At 49.8% G+C, this 14,940-nt stretch carries 11 protein-coding genes; 9 read left to right on the top strand and 2 right to left on the bottom strand.

The window, feature by feature from the left end; all coding sequences use genetic code 11:
* Positions 1-63: 63 nt before the first annotated feature.
* The gene (locus tag EZE20_RS00410) at positions 64-771 is read right to left on the bottom strand and encodes an ATP-binding cassette domain-containing protein (RefSeq protein WP_132113349.1); all 708 of its coding nucleotides are present in this window, start codon (positions 769-771) and stop codon (positions 64-66) included.
* Between the two features lie 366 nt (positions 772-1,137).
* Between EZE20_RS00410 and EZE20_RS00405 the strand changes: the two genes are divergently transcribed.
* Entirely contained in the window at positions 1,138-1,497 is a 360-nt protein-coding gene (locus EZE20_RS00405; protein ID WP_132113347.1) for a hypothetical protein, read from the top strand.
* 12 nt (positions 1,498-1,509) lie between these two features.
* Here EZE20_RS00405 and EZE20_RS00400 read toward each other — a convergent pair whose 3' ends face one another.
* The gene (locus tag EZE20_RS00400) at positions 1,510-4,761 is read right to left on the bottom strand and encodes a glycoside hydrolase family 2 TIM barrel-domain containing protein (RefSeq protein ID WP_132113345.1); all 3,252 of its coding nucleotides are present in this window, start codon (positions 4,759-4,761) and stop codon (positions 1,510-1,512) included.
* A 181-nt stretch (positions 4,762-4,942) separates the two neighbouring features.
* Here EZE20_RS00400 and EZE20_RS00395 point away from each other — a divergent pair, with 181 nt between their 5' ends.
* From EZE20_RS00395 to EZE20_RS00360, 8 genes are all read left to right on the top strand, one after another.
* Entirely contained in the window at positions 4,943-5,707 is a 765-nt protein-coding gene (locus tag EZE20_RS00395; RefSeq protein ID WP_132113343.1) for a type III pantothenate kinase, read from the top strand.
* Positions 5,708-5,905: 198 nt separating this feature from the next.
* Positions 5,906-6,331 carry a DUF3592 domain-containing protein gene (locus tag EZE20_RS00390; RefSeq protein ID WP_132113341.1) on the top strand — a complete coding sequence of 142 codons (426 nt, stop codon included), beginning with the start codon at positions 5,906-5,908 and terminating at the stop codon, positions 6,329-6,331.
* Between the two features lie 33 nt (positions 6,332-6,364).
* Positions 6,365-7,720 carry a hypothetical protein gene (locus EZE20_RS00385; protein ID WP_132113339.1) on the top strand — a complete coding sequence of 452 codons (1,356 nt, stop codon included), beginning with the start codon at positions 6,365-6,367 and terminating at the stop codon, positions 7,718-7,720.
* A 4-nt stretch (positions 7,721-7,724) separates the two neighbouring features.
* Positions 7,725-9,509 (top strand): ABC transporter ATP-binding protein, encoded by a 1,785-nt coding sequence (locus EZE20_RS00380; protein WP_132113337.1) that lies wholly within the window; start codon positions 7,725-7,727, stop codon positions 9,507-9,509.
* Between the two features lie 198 nt (positions 9,510-9,707).
* Positions 9,708-11,381 (top strand): trypsin-like peptidase domain-containing protein, encoded by a 1,674-nt coding sequence (locus EZE20_RS00375; RefSeq protein WP_132113335.1) that lies wholly within the window; start codon positions 9,708-9,710, stop codon positions 11,379-11,381.
* Between the two features lie 12 nt (positions 11,382-11,393).
* Entirely contained in the window at positions 11,394-12,248 is an 855-nt protein-coding gene (locus EZE20_RS00370) for a serine/threonine protein kinase (protein ID WP_132113333.1), read from the top strand.
* Positions 12,249-12,279: 31 nt separating this feature from the next.
* Positions 12,280-13,131 (top strand): Stp1/IreP family PP2C-type Ser/Thr phosphatase, encoded by an 852-nt coding sequence (locus EZE20_RS00365; RefSeq protein WP_132113331.1) that lies wholly within the window; start codon positions 12,280-12,282, stop codon positions 13,129-13,131.
* Entirely contained in the window at positions 13,128-14,930 is a 1,803-nt protein-coding gene (locus EZE20_RS00360; protein WP_132113329.1) for a serine/threonine-protein kinase, read from the top strand. Before EZE20_RS00365 ends, EZE20_RS00360 begins: the two co-directional genes overlap by 4 nt.
* Positions 14,931-14,940 lie beyond the last annotated feature (10 nt).

Here is a 14,940-nt window from a genome sequence, read left to right as displayed (position 1 = left end):
CCCTCCGATGAAGAGGGCTTCGCTGTTTTTGTAGGGTAATTAGTAATCACATTGTTTAATTCCTCAGGCTGTTAATTTCCTGAAAACTTCTTCCAGCGATTCACCCTCCCGGCGCAGGTCGGACAGGGAGCTATCGGCCACGAGACGGCCACGGTTCAGGATAATCACGCGGTCGCAGAGGGCTTCTACTTCCTGCATGATGTGCGTAGAAAAAAGTACGGTTTTGTTGCTTCCGGCGGTTTTTATCAGCGCCCGAATCTCCGTCAACTGATTTGGATCAAGGCCGGTGGTAGGTTCGTCCAGAATCAGCACCGCCGGATCATGAATCAGCGCCTGCGCCAGCCCGACGCGCTGTCTGTACCCTTTGGAAAGCTGCCCGATTTTCTTGTGTTGTTCCAGCGTCAGCCCGCACAAGTCCAGCATTTGCTGCAACCGTTGGCTGAGCGCATTCCCTTTCAGGCCGTAGAGTTTGCCGATAAACAGAAGAAACTCTTTGACGTACATGTCCAAATACAGCGGATTGTGCTCCGGCAGGTAGCCAACCGCCCGCCGGGCCTGCATAGGGGCCGTGGCTACGTTGTGCTGCATGAGCTGCGCCTGTCCGTCGGTCGCTGACAGGTAGCCCGTCAGGATTTTCATCGTTGTCGATTTTCCGGCACCATTGGGCCCCAGAAAACCGACGATTTCGCCGGGGCGAACCTCAAACGTAAGCGAGTCGATGGCTTTTTGGGTGCCGTAGGTTTTTGTAAGATTGGAGACAACAATGGACATAGCGTGCTGATAATTTCGTAAAAAAGTTTGGTGCAAGATAGCAAAGCTGCGGCAGGCTTGCTACCGATGCCGTTGGCTTTTCGGTTGTAGTGCGATGGGTATATTTTTTTTACAAAGTTTAAAATAAAAGGAACACCTTCGTTTTTATCCTGTTTTTACCAAATCGTCTACATTTTTTATAGAAGTAGCTTCCTGGCAAACGTGTGGAATGATTTTTTACAATTTTTTCTTGATAATTTTATTTAAATCAAAGCATTTCCCCTCTTTTTTATCAAAATACCACTTATTTGTGATTTCGTAGATTTGCTCAAACGCCAGTTTAGTCCTGGTATATTTTTGATTTTTAGTCAAAAAATGCAAATAATCATGAAAGCAATCCGTACCTTCTTTGTAAGTTCTTTGTTCACGATGTTGGGTTTATTTGAGGCCGAAGCGCAAGATCGCGCCAAAGTAAAAGTAGATCCGGGCGTCTCTGTACATAATTACAAGCATCCCAATAAAGCGGCACAGGCACGCCAAATGCAGCCGCCCAAAGCCCGGCGCTACGGCTCGAAAGTTGGCATTGTGCCCCGTTCCACGCATCAGGCTGCGCCCACAGTTCCGCACGAAACGCCCAAGTATGCCCGGCGGCGTGGGTGGATTTTCTTTAAGAAATCAAACCCGCATACCACAAAGCTAAATCCGCTGATCAATCCCAATCATTATAAACTGAATGGTGCGCATTAGGCAAAATTCAGCTCAATGCTCAGCGGAATCATTCCCAACACCGGGGCTCATTTTCTGGCCAATAATGGGTAGTGAAGATTCTGTAATAGCCTGAATAGCCGAAAGCGAGTCGATGGGTTTGAGCCGGAAAGAATAGCTATATGTCTGAGCCGGAAGCAAATACGCTTCATGCACACGCGGCGACCAGCTGTCGTCACCGCCGAGTCCCATCTGCTGCATATCCAGACTGACCACCGTCACGGAGTCTTTTTGCAGCGGTGTACCGGGTCGTTTGGCAGCAAGCAGCGCTTCGTCTGTATAGTTGTGAACAGTAACACTCAGCAGCGAGTCGGCCATCGCGAGCAGTCCCAGGCCATCGGCATTGGCTACGGCCACCCAGCGAACGTCGGTTTTGTTGCCGTTTTCCTGCGCCATGATGTACGGGAAATGCTGCTCGTCGACGGAGCCGCTGTACAAGCCGACAGAGGCGCTGTTTTTGCGGTCGGAATAGGATTCAAAAGGCCCGCGCCCCAGCCAGGAAATTTGGTTGAAGGCGGCAGGCATTTGAAACTGAAACCCGATTTTGGCCAAAGAGGCCGGCCACGTACCGCCCGGTGTAAAGGTATTTTGGGTATGAATATCGCCGGTAGCGTAAACGGTATAGATAGAACTGACTACAAAACTTCCGGTTTTGCCCTGAAGGCTTTTGATCAAACTTACTTTATACACATGCGGGTTAATTTTTTCGACCCGTAAATCAGAGCCCATCAGCCGCATGGAATCGAGCCCGGCAGCGCGCCAGCGGGCAGCGAAGCTTTCGGTCCCGCCGCCTTCGTCGTTATCGGTAGGCACACGCATAAAATTGGCATACAGACCGCTTTCGAGCAGTTCGGTTCCTTTGTAGATAAAGGACGTCATTCGGGCGGTTTTTCGGTCAAAACTAACGGAGAAATCCTGACCGGTGAGCGTAATGCCTTTTCCTCGAATGAGCCCCAGCTTCAAAGGAGTACTTTTTGAATAAACAATCGCTTCGGGCTGCGGAGTAGCCAGCCGAATCGGGATTTGTTGCCAGGCTACTTCGTGACCGGCTTTTGCCCATGGAGTAGTTTCTTTGGTTTGAATGCTGAGGTTTAGAAAATAGACGGCACCCGCCGGAGGATTTTCGGGAAGAGTATAGGCCAGGGAAATGTCCTGTGTTTTTCCGGCTGCTGCCGAGAGGGTCGGAACCATGCCTTCCTGAATCGTTCGCCCGTTTTCCTGAACCTTCCACACGAGTTTGAATGGGCTCAGCGAGAGAAAATCGTAGGTGTTTTTTAATTTAATGGTTTGAGAGTTCCCTGAAAGGGTATCGGCGGCTACAAATTTCACTGCCTGATATACCTTTTTTACTTCGTGGAGCTCGGGTTGTGGTGTACGATCCGGGTTGACGAGCCCGTCGCCTGCATTGGCACCGTCGATATAATTGATGTGGTTCCAGTACGGCCGACCATCGGCGGTTTTGAGTCGTAGCCCCTGATCGACCCAATCCCAGATAAAGCCTCCCTGCATCGTGGGGTATTTTTCAAACAGATCCCAGTATTCCTGCAAATTGCCGACACTATTGCCCATAGCGTGGGCATACTCGCAAATGATCATGGGCCGGGTATCATCTTTTTTTACGAGTTCAATCAGGTGGTCAATGGACGGATACATTACCGACACAATATCAAAACTGCTCAGGGTGGTGGGGCCGTAGTTGGCGCGGCCTTCGTAGTGAATCGGTCGGGTTGGGTCGGCGAGGCGAATGAAATCAGCCAGGGCTTCAAAATTTGCTCCGTTGCTTGCTTCATTGCCCAACGACCAGATAATGATGGACGGGTGGTTTTTGTCGCGCTCTACCATCGCCCGGCCACGGGCCAGAAAAGCTGATTTCCATTCGGGCTTATCGGCCAGAATTATATTTTTATACCAAAGCTCGTGGCTCTCAATATTGGCTTCATCTACTACGTACAGCCCATATTCATCGCACAGATCATACCATTCGGGTACGTTGGGGTAATGCGAAGCGCGCACGGCATTGATGTTGAACTGCTTCATCAACTGAATGTCCCGAATCATGGATTCCCGGCTGATGACACGCCCCGTTTCGGGATCAAACTCATGGCGATTGACACCTTTAAACATAATTGCCTTTCCATTGACGAGTAGCTGCCCGCCTTTTAGGCTAATTTTCCGAAAACCAACCCGCTGCCGAAGGGCTTCCTGAACCTGACCGTCGGGGCTCACAATCTGCATCGTGAGCGTGTACAAATAGGGCTGTTCGGCATTCCAGGTTTTGGGTGCGGGCAGCGGAATCTGTTCCCGAACCGTAAGTTCTGCGCCGGGTTCCAGCATATCAAGAGTACGCTTGATGGCGGGGACTACTATTTGCCCGGTGGCGTCATACAGTTTCGTAATGAGCTGATAGCCATATTGGGCCTGTGCGGTAGCGTTGCGGGTATAAACATTGACTTTCAGCGTACCATTCTGGTAATTTTCGTCAAGATCCGTCTGGACAAAGTAGTCGCTGATGTGCACGAGTGGCGTTGAAATCAGGTACACATCCCGGAAAATGCCGGAGAGTCGCCAAAAATCCTGATCTTCCAGATAGCTTCCATCCGACCAGTTGATGACTTCAACCGCCAGATGATTGACCCCGGTTTGTACCAACGGCGCTATATCAAATTCAAAAGGCGCCATGCCATCTTCGTGGTAGCCCAGCAGCTGACCGTTGAGCCAAACGTAGCAGGCAGATTGCACCCCGTCGAAGTGAAGGACCAGCGGTTTCTGTTGCCAGGCCTGGGGGATGGTAAAAGTAGTTCGGTAAAGACCTACGGAATTGGTATCGGCTGTAATCCGGGGTGGAGTGGCTTCAAACGGATGCTTGATGTTGGAAAAAATAGGGCGGTCGTACGGCCGATTTTCCTGGGCGGCTATCACCTGCCAATGCGACGGTACCGGCAGATTGTCCCAGGTGCTGGTAGAGGTTGTGGGCAAAAAAAATGTATCTGGAACTTTGGAAGGATGCGACACCCATTTGAACTTCCAGGTACCATTGAGCGATTGAATCAGGCTCGATTTGCCGTTGGGAGTCAGGGCGTCAGCTTCGTTGGAGTACGGAATAAAATGTGCCCGCGGACGCTTGGTGTTGCTGCTGATTACTTCGGGGTTTTCCCAGTCAGGCAGCGCCGTCTGCGCGTGTAAAAGTGGAGTGAAGAGGGTGAGGCCAAGGCCGAAGCAGAGGCGCTTAATTGTATATAAGGACATATTATTAAATCAAAAATCAAGCACGAAGAGTAAGTTTTACCAACACTATTGAATCTGGAAAGTACTTTATCTTTCGTAGAAAGGCAAAAAAAACAAGGTTTGTCAGGTCAAAAACGGCCCCAAAGACTAATTTATTTCGATAAAGCATTTAATTTGTCGCTTTCACCAAAAAAACTACCCTATGCTCTTAGCCGTAGATGCAGGCAACACAGATACTGTACTTGGTCTTTATGACGGAAAAAGTCTCCTGCACGTGTGGCGTATACGCTCAGCAACCTCCGAGTCGGTGGTTCATTACGAATCTCAGGTTCGGCTGTTTTTTCTGGAAGCCTCCCTTTCGTTGCAAAGCGTCAGTACGGTAGTTCTGAGTAGTGTAGTTCCGGATCTTACCCCGGTGCTGCGGCACATGCTCCTGTCACTCTTTGGAAAAGACCCCATACTGGTCGGCCCGGAAAGTTATCCGGAGCTGGAAATTGCCATTGACCATCCCCACGAAATCGGCGCCGACCTCATTGCCAACGCCGTAGCAGCGCACACCCGCTATGCCAGAAATTGCGTCATCGTTGACTTTGGCACGGCTCTTACCTTCACGACAGTTTCGGCGGCTGGGCAAATTTTGGGTGTTGCGATTGTGCCCGGTTTAAAAACCGCTGTAAAAGCGCTTTTTGCCAATACCGCTCAGCTACCCGAAGTGCCGCTGCAATTGCCCGCCTCGGCCATTGGTAAAAATACCGTTCACTCGATTCAGGCAGGCATTTTGCTGGGTTATGAAGGTTTGGTAAAATCCATGATCCGGCGTATCCGCGAAGAGCTGCACGGCGATTGCATTGCCGTGGCGACGGGCGGTCTGTCGTCTATTATCCAAACCTTACAGGATGAATTTGTAGAGATTGACCGCAGCCTCACACTCGATGGCCTTCGGCTAATCGGTGAGCGGCTTTCCTGATAAAACTCCGTTAATTCCTTCATTTTTAGACTCCTTTTTTAGAAATATTTCCTGAAAAAATCTCGTAAAGCCACTTTCTATATGAAAACCTGTATGTCAAAATACAGGTTTTTCTGTTTCCGAATGTAGGGAAATGCCAATTGAGCTGCGGGCGTTCAATGTCGAACTTTGTTCTATAAAATCAACCAAACGTAACACATGGAAAATTTTGTAGCAGAGTATGGAAATGCCCTGGTAGCGCTCGTGTCGGGAGCGATTTGTATGGCCCTTGGCTGGCACAAGTATTCGTTGCATTCACAATGGCTCAGCGAATCCAAAAAGGCAAAAGCACGCGTGATTAAGCTGGAAAAAGTGGAGATTGAAACCGACGGAGCTTCCTACGAAATGGAACGACCAACGTTTCGGTACCACACGACGGGCGAAATTTTGGTGGCTAAGGTTAATCAGTTGTTTGAAAAAGGACAACTCAAAGTAGGTCAGGACCATACGGTGCGTTACAATCACCGTACGCCGGGCCGCATTCTTTCTGAAATGGCCGAAGACTATGCCCTGCTTATTGCTTTTGGAGGGCTGTTTCTGGGCGGTGTCCTGATTCTTATTTCCTTGATTCTCTTCCTGAACTAACGTTCCAAATCACCCATAACGATTTCCTGCCCCATGAAACCAACCCTGCATTCTCAGGACGAAACCGATGTTTCGCTTACTGCTCCTGAAACCGACGAAGGCTTTTTTGCCGTCCTGCTGGATATTACCAAGAAGCACCCGTTGCTGTTTACGTTCTTTTTCCTGATTCCATTTGCCATTCTGTTTGTCTCTTTGGGGCTCAAATGGTTTTATCTTTTCTACGATACTACACACTATCTGACAGACTTCCGAATGGAAAACGGACGGTGGACCGATACCCATCCGTTTTTTTCTCCCGGCATGGATAAGTACATCCGCGAACTCGATATTGCCGGATTAGTTGGTGGGTTCGTAGGGATTTTTATTGGTTTGTACCTGACCGTTACGACCGAAAAACTCAATCGGTTAAAAGATCGCCTCAATCAACAGGAAATGGAGCGAATCAAAACCCAAACCGGGCTGCTCGTGCAGGCTACACAATCGTTGAACACGATCATGATTGATGTGAGTGGGAAGGTGAACGAAAAAGTGCAGCTCATGGAAGGTACGCGCGAAACGCTGAATGGTATTTCGCAGGTAATTGAATCGGCCAAGTCCCAGGGAAACAATCTGTTGGTGTTGTCCAATACGGCCCGAATCGAAGGGATTTCACCCTATCGCATGGACTATGTAGCCAAACATGCTGATCTCAAACCGCACGAATTGCGCAACGCCACACAGTTTGACTATGCCAGAAAAGCCGAAGCGCTGCTTCGCGATTGCACCGATGTGGAAGCGCAACTGATCGAAACAGCGCTTTATCTCCAAAAAATCGGCAGTGATGCCCAGGTAGAATTTGTAACACTAAACGACCAGAACGAAGGCGCCAACCACGCTTTTTTAAAATATCTGGGCAAAGTTTTTAACGAACACGTGCAGGTAGAAACCTACCGTACAGGAAGTAACGTGCCGCTTTCGGCGCAGGAAACCGTGCCTCACCACAACCGCTTCATGGTTCCGGCGCAACAGTCGGCAGATGACACCGACCCGCAGGCTATGCTTGTGCGTCTCTTGTACGACCAACACGCCAAGGCGATTCTGGATATGCAGGACTTAGGTGTTCGAGTTACAAAAATTAACAGAACTTTACCCATTCAGCTATTCATCAGCTCCCCGCAGGAGAACAAACCCGGTCTTGCGCGCAGTAAATGCGTATGTATTTTGGGCAGTGGGCTGAGTTCAAGTGGGCGCTCTTCAAAATTGACGGCTTTCCTGACAGATGACCCACACATTATTGCTTCCATGACGGAGCTTTTTTATGACTACAAAGCGGATGGAAAATTGCTGACGCATGAGATTATGCAGGCACTTCCGACGGATTTTTCCAAAGCGCGTACTCTGAAAAAATAGCTCTATGAACACGCTCACTCTGATAAAAAAAGTGTGGCCTTTTGTAAAAGTCTACCGCACAGCACTTATTCTGACACTCAGCCTGACCGTCGTGGGCGCCTTGCTGGCACAGGTTACGCCCCTCGTCATGGAGTATTCGGTAAATACCGTGCAAGGCATGCTCGATACCGGCCTGCCCGATCAGCAGGAAGTATGGCTGATTGTGGGCGGGTTGGCGGCTATTCTTTTTGGAAAAGAAATTCTGAATCTGTTCGTACAACTGGGACAAAAGTACCTGAGCGATCGCCTGCGGTTTAACCTTTCTGCTGATCTGTACACACACACCATCAACCGGATCGTGAGCTACCATCTCACCTTTTTTGCGTTACCCCAAAATCAAACGGGTCGGCTTGAAAAACGCATTGATAAAGGCATCGAAAGTCTGGCAAAAACCGTCAAGAATATTTTCGTGGATATTTTGCCGATGCTCGCCAATGCATTGCTGGCGCTGGCTTTGATGTACAAGAAAAATATCTACGTGGGTATTTGCGCTACGCTTATCATGCCGCTTTATGCGCTCATTAGCCGCGAACAATCAAGGCGGCAAAAACAGGTGCGACATGATATTCAGCGGTTTAGAGAAGATAAAGCCAATTCGCTGTTTAGTTTATTGGAATCTATTTTTGTGGTAAAATCGTTTGTCCGGGAAACCTACGAATCGGGTCGGCAAAGCCACCTTGGGTTGTCGCTCTCCACGACCGAAATCCGACATCACCGCACCAACTACCTGTTCGATGGCCTAAAAACTATTGCTGAGCAGCTGGGTGTGGTGATGGTTTTTGTGGTTACAATTTACTTCGTGCTGAATCAGCAAATGACCGTTGGCGCCATTCTGCTTCACCTCATGTTGTTCAACAACGTATCTGCTCCCGTGCGGCACCTCCACCGCATTTACGACGAATACTCGGAGGCACTTTCGTATGCCGAAGGTTTCTTTGACATGATCAATACCGACCGCTTTTTACCGACACCGAAGGCCTTGCGTGGAGAAACCTTTTCAGGAAATTTTCAGGTCAAAGAAGTTGACTTTGTGTATCCCAACGGCACGCAGGCGCTACGCAACGTTTCGATGGAAATCAGGCAGGGGCAAACCACGGCTTTGGTTGGTTTGTCGGGGGCGGGCAAAAGCTCTCTGATGAATCTTCTGGCCGGTTTTTACAGCCCGACGCAGGGTAGCATTTTGCTGGACGGCCTTCCGCTGGAAGATTATAATAGCGATTGGGTGCGCGAAAAAGTGGGGCTTGTGATGCAGAAAAACCATATTTTCTCCGGCTCCATTGAAGAAAATATTCGCTACGGACGCATGGATGCCACTCCCGAAGACATCCGGGAAGCCGCCCGACAGGCGAGTTTGCACGAACAGATTATGCAATTGCCCAATCAGTACGACTCAGAAGCCCGCTCGCTTTCGGGCGGGCAGCAGCAGCGCATAGCTATTGCGCGGCTTTTTCTTAAAAATCCCCCCGTAATTTTTCTGGATGAACCCACCGCAAGCCTCGATGCAATTACGGCGGAGCAAATCAAAGACAGCCTCGACGCCATCAAAAAAGACCGAACGGTGGTCATCATTTCGCACAACATCAGTCAGATCATGGACGCAGACCACATCTACGTGCTCAGCGAGGGAGTCGTGGTGGGCGAGGGTACGCACGAGTCGCTTTATAAAGCCGGTGGACTGTACCGTCAGATTATTGACTCCAATGCGCGTACGCTCAATTTGGGGCGGCTTGCGGCTACGGTGCTGGGCTAAATTCATGCTCAAAGACAGTTTTTGCACGCTATACAGGTAAACCTATACCTATGAATTACAGGTCTTCCACGAGTTTAAATGTAGGTGTTTCGGGATGGTGCTGCGCAGCACATTTAAAGAAATTTGTATCGTACAAACAACACATGCACGTACAACAAATCACTAAACAAAACCAGTAACATAAAAGCCTTTCAAATCATGACTACCATCAAAACCTTTGTCATTCGTCACCTGGCTGGTGCAAAAGCCAATCAAATCGAAGAGTTTGATTTTCAAAAACATAGTGAGCTTACCTTTGGCCGTGCTACCACCAACGACATTCAGTTTGATCCTGACCTGGATACAGTTGTGGGCCGTGAGCACGGCAAAATTGTGAAAGACGGGGAGCTGAGTTTTAGCGTGGTAGATCATGAAAGCCGCAATGGACTTTTTGTTAATAAAAACCGGGTTAAAGGATCCGCTAAGATTAATCCGGGCGACGAAATCCGGTTGGGTACCAACGGTCCCGTATTTGTGTTTGATCTGGACCCGCGCCCGCAGGAACTTATGGCCGCCACGCGCCTGGTAGAAGTGCCTTCCAAAGCCACCGAAGAGTTTGTGCCTGCCGGAATGCCCGACACCGTTTCGCCGGAAAAGAGCGGAATCGGCAAGCAGACCTTTGAGCGCGTGATTACCTATGAGCGTAAAAAATCGCAGCGTACCCTCGTAGCAAGCCTGGTGGGTGCTTTGGCCGTACTGACCGCCCTTGGCTATGTATTTAAAGATAAAATTCGTCCGGCTACTACCTATGTCAAAACGGACACGACGATTATTCAGCAGGTAAAATCAGAAGCTTTTGATCCGGAGGCCATTGCCAAGGCAAATTTGGATAAAGTGGTATTTATCGAATTTGGCTATAAACTGATTTACACGCCTACGGGAGATGATATTTACCATCAGTACTACCAGCAAAAAGACCCAAAAACGGGCCAAATCACCGAGATTCCGCTATATATCGAAGTAGAGCCAGGGAAAATTGAACCCCTGCTGGGCTTGAAAAAAGATACGCCTGTGGGGCGGCCCATCGCCGTTTCGGGGGCAAGTGGCTCCGGGTTTATTGTGGATGAAAATGGCTTTATTCTAACCAACCGACATGTAGCAGCGAGCTGGAATTCCTACTACTCGTTTCCTCAGGATGCATTTCCTGGATTATTACTACAAAATACTGGTAATCAATGGAAAATAAGCGGACGGGTCGATAATCCGATTCGTTGGGTGCCTGCCGAAACATCCTTCTTTGGACAAAAGCCTATTTCTGGAAAAATTATTGAAGGCGTCAATACCTACATGGAAGTTACGTTCGCCAAGAACGATCAGCGTACACCCGGCAAGGTGGTCAGGATTTCCAACAAGCACGATGTGGCTATGATTAAAATTGATTTGCCAACCAAAATGGAAGCCGTGAGCCTGAAAGATGCTGATGCTACCATGGCGCCGGGCCAGAAAGTAGTGGTGATGGGTTATCCAGGAATTTCGCCCGATGTAGTCGTGGCAAACAATGGCAACGATTTTTCTAATCGGGGTACGCAGGTAATCACTGTGCCAGATCCAACGGTAACCGACGGTAGTATTGGAAAAATTATTCGTGGAACCACCAGCAGCTCACTCGAAAGCGGGGTTGCGGGCTATTACAGCACCATGGGCGACTACTATCAGCTGACTGTTTCGGCTACGGGAGCAGGCAACAGCGGCGGGCCGGTATTTGATAAAGACGGCAATGCGATCGGAATATTTACCGCCAGCCAAACCGATCAGCAGGGCGCACGCATCACCTTTGCGGTGCCGATTCACTACGGAATGGAACTCATGGGAAGTAAGAAAGTCATTAATTAATCAACGAAGGCTATGCGTGGAGGGCTGTCAAACCGAACAATTGGAAAGTACATGTTGACCAAGTGGTTGGGGTCGGGTGGAATGGGTGAAGTTTACAAAGCAGAGCACATCTCTACCCGCCTTCCCGCAGCCATCAAGATTCTTTCGCGCACAGATCAGGCGGCTCGTTTTCAGAACGAAGCCTACATTCAGGCCTCAGTGAAGCATCCAAATATTGCAGCTCTGTATGAGTACGTAATCGAAGACGGGCTTCCATGTATTATTATGGAATATGTAGAAGGTCCGACGCTCGAAAAACTGATTATGCGCCATAGAAGGTTACCCGAAGCGTATGCTTTACAGCTATTGGAGCAACTCGTTTCGGCCGTTGTGCTGCTGCATGAACACGGGATTATTCATCGGGATATTAAATCCTGCAATATTAAAATAACCACCGAAGGAGAAGCCAGGCTGCTGGATTTTGGAATTGCCAAGGCGGCTTACACCCCCCGCCTGACGCAGGAAGGCTACGTAATCGGGACTACATATTCGATGGCTCCTGAGCAGTTTCAGAACCGCGTGAGCGAGCACTCGGATTGCTGGTCGCTGGGGGTGCTTTTGTACGAAATGCTGACGGGTTACCGTCCGTTTGATGGAAAAACGGAAACCGAAATCCGGGTAAAGATAGAACGAGGCATGTACATGTCGCCCGACCTGCTTGTCCCTGAACTCTCGCGACATTCCCGAAAACTCATCAAACGATTGCTCACGCATCAGCCCAAAAATCGAATGACTGCCGCCGAATTGCTCGACCTGCTACGAAACCCGGAAGAAACACCATTGGCCCGCTTATCGGGATGGCTCGCTGGTTTTATTCCAAAATCATAATTGAAAAGCCCCACTGAACCCATCGAAACCTATGTTTTGGAAAAAATGGATATCAACCAGTCCTGACGGTGAAATCTCACCAAGCCTGAACCAACTCCGTGCCGTGGCACTTTCGGACGTAGGCTGCGTACGGACCAACAACGAAGATGCCACGCGGTTTATCAGGCCGGCCACGCGGGAAGTGCAACTCCAAAAGGGATATCTGGCCATTGTTGCCGATGGCATGGGCGGACATGCGGCCGGCGAAGTAGCCTCCCAAATGGCTACCGAAATAGTGGCCAAAACCTACTATCAGAGGGAAGAAAGTCCTGAGGATAGCCTCTATTTTGCCCTGGCCAAAGCCAATCGGCTGATCTGGCAAACGGCGGGCCGCAATACCCGGCAAAAAGGCATGGGCACGACCTGCACCACGGTGGTGATTCGGGACGCGCAGCTTTTTGTGGCGCATGTGGGCGACAGCCGGGCGTATCTCTACAAAAATGGTCAGTTTGTAAGACTTACCACGGATCATACCTACGTGCAGAAACTGGTAGAAGAGGGGGTTATTTCGCCCGCCGATGCCGAAACGCATCCCGAACGCAATGTACTGACGCGCGCGATGGGTACGCACAACAAGGTAGAAATTGATGTAGAAAAACCGGCTTACCTTTTTGAAGACGGCGACCGCTTGCTTTTGTGCAGCGATGGATTGTACGATTATTTGACCGACGATGAAATGGCCGAATTTCTTAACCTGGAAATGGTGAGTGAGGCCGCCCAGCAGATGATCGACCTGGCCCGGCAGCGCGGCGGACATGATAATATTACGGTGATGATTGTAGAGCGGATTGAGCCCGATGAGTCAGCGGAAATTCGTCCTACCGAAACTCTTGACTTGCTATGATCGGGCGTTTGATTCAAAACTATCGAGTCGAAGAACTGCTCGGCGAGGGCGGCATGGGAACGGTCTATAAGGCCACCGATACGCTCCTGCAGCGCCCGGTAGCGCTCAAAATGCTGCATCCGCACCTGCTGCGGGACACCACTTTTTTTGAGCGATTTCGGAATGAAGCCGTGCTTTCGGCCCGCCTTAATCATCCCAATGTAGCCACGCTCTACAACTTTATCCGGGATCAGGACGATAATTTCATGGTGATGGAGTTTGTAGATGGCGCTACGCTCGAAAACCTCCTTCGCAAGCAAGGGCCTTTTTCGGTAGAACATGCCATTCGGGCGATTATTCAGGCATTGGACGGCCTGCATCATGCACATACGAAGGGCATTCTGCATCGCGATATTAAGCCCGCCAACCTCATGCTGACCCGGGATGGATTCGTCAAACTAATGGACTTCGGCATTGCCCGGCTCGTGGGTAGCGAGCGCCTGACACGCGTCAACCGGGTGATGGGCACGCTGGAATACATGGCTCCCGAACTTTTGGATGGTGGCGAGCCGTCGGTTCCTTCCGATCTGTATGCCGTCGGGATTTTGCTATATGAGCTGTTATCGGGAAAAATGCCGTTCAGAGCTAGTACGGATTCAACGTTGATCACCCATATTCTGAGTCAGAAACCAATTCCTATTCGGGAGCATCGGGCAGAACTACCCAAAAATCTTGAACAGATTCTTGAAAAATTACTTCATAAAAAACCTGAAAAACGATTCATTTCTGCACCCGAACTCAGGCAGGCGCTTACCGCAGTTGTGGCGCCGGGACTGCTGAACTGGCTTGATTTTCAGCAACCTACCCGCATTGCCTCCATAAAACCAACCACCGTAACCGCCGACAAGCCCCGGGTAGAACCCACCCGACTGGCCGACTCGTCTATTCGTAGTGAAAGATCAGAAGGTTGGAAAAAAATCAAAGAGTCTGTGCTGACGCTGGAAGGGCTGATTTTGATGGGCGCTTTGTTGTTGGTAGCCGTAATTATGCTACTCGGATTTTGGTCATCCGATCCAGCGCCAACTGCCGAAGATTTGGATATTCCCGGACAGCTTCTGGCAGATTCTCTGCAGGTTTCACCTTCAACGATCCGGGATTCGGATAGCCCGGCTCCGCTGAATAATCAAACTGCCGTTGTGCTGGATCCGCGGTTGGTGCAGGTGCCACCCTCAAATCCAACGGACGAACCTGCTACGCCGCCTGGCCAGAAAGAGCAGGTGCCAAAGAAAAAGCAAAAAACTGAAAAGCCTCTCGATGAACGCAAGAGCCCCGTTGAGCCTAAAAAGGAAGAAGAACCTGAGCCCAAAAAGAACGAGCCGGAAACACCTGAAAAAATCAAAGAAGAAAAAACGCCCGAAACCCCTGTTTTGCCAAAAGTTACTAGCCGGACGATTGCCGTAGAGCTTCGAAATGAAACCTTCCCGGTGGAGTTTACGGAAAGTATTTCTTCGGATCAGGAAAACCGCAGCGGGAAGGTGATATGGCTACGAACGCTGGCACCCGTGGTGGTGCAGGGCACGCCCGTCATTGTGGCTGGTGCGCGCGTGCGGGGCCGAATCGTGGATGCACGAAAAGCTACTAATGCGCAAAAAGCGTACCTGGCGGTGCAGTTTGAGGCGGTGGAGGCAGTCAATGGACAGTGGATTTCGATCCGGTTTCCTGAGTATAGCACCAAGGATAGTCAGCGGGTAGTATTTGAGCAAAGTCGCCGGGTCAATGGCCTGAAAGTAGTACGTACCAATTTGGTTCTCCGACAATGAAATCATTTTA

The organism is Arundinibacter roseus (assembly GCF_004348825.1).
GTDB classification, from domain to species: domain Bacteria; phylum Bacteroidota; class Bacteroidia; order Cytophagales; family Spirosomataceae; genus Arundinibacter; species Arundinibacter roseus.
This window is presented reverse-complemented; position numbering and strand designations above follow the sequence as displayed.